Annotated in this window: 1 protein-coding gene; it reads right to left on the reverse strand. The window is 44.9% G+C overall.

The window, feature by feature from the left end; all coding sequences use genetic code 11:
- The coding region (locus tag DXA60_RS18525) for a hypothetical protein (RefSeq protein ID WP_147345419.1) at positions 1–677 on the reverse strand (677 nt) is incomplete at its 3' end.
- Positions 678–715 lie beyond the last annotated feature (38 nt).

The raw sequence follows: 715 nt of genomic DNA on the forward strand, positions 1-715 counted from the left end.
TTTCCATTTACCGGAATCCGTTGGTGGAAGTCAATTCCATCATAACGCTTTAATGCAGTTTCATTTCTTCGCTTCGCAAGATACATTTCACGGCGTTTCCTTCCTGCATCTGCCTGAATCCGGTTTCGTTCCTGCAGACGTCCCGTTTCTCTTCTGTTCCGTTCTCCGGCTATGCCCTCTTTAAAGTCTTTTACATTCTGTTCCATTGCTTTTCGGTGCAGTCCTGCCTGATATTTTATTTCAGTCGGTGTATTCTTTACATTTTCCTTTACCAGATTCATACGATCCTTCAGGCGCTTTCCGGAATCCATAACCATACCGACACGTTTTCCGGCTTTTGTACCTGCCGACGGCATTTTATCAGCCTGGTAGATCGTAGTCCATTCACTTTCCGATCTTCTTCCGTCGTTTTTAGACGCATTTTCATTATTTCCAACTGGATTCCTTACAGGTTCGTTTGCAGATTCTCCCACAGGTTTTCTTACAGGCTTACTGCCACTATTATTTGTATGTGATGATGCCCTCTGTGAATTGCTTTCACCTGAAGGCGCCGGTTCATTTCCAGAACTGCTTCCAGCATTTCCACCTGTACCGCCGCCAGTTCCATTTCCTGCACTTCTGCTTACTGCAGCACGTCTGCCGCCAGAATAATACCTTCGTCCAAACAATTTTCTCATAACCATATATCTTCCCATGCTCTTTAAGAAACGACCAC

It is taken from the genome of Roseburia sp. OF03-24, assembly GCF_003463035.1.
In the GTDB taxonomy this organism is placed as follows: domain Bacteria; phylum Bacillota; class Clostridia; order Lachnospirales; family Lachnospiraceae; genus Roseburia; species Roseburia rectibacter.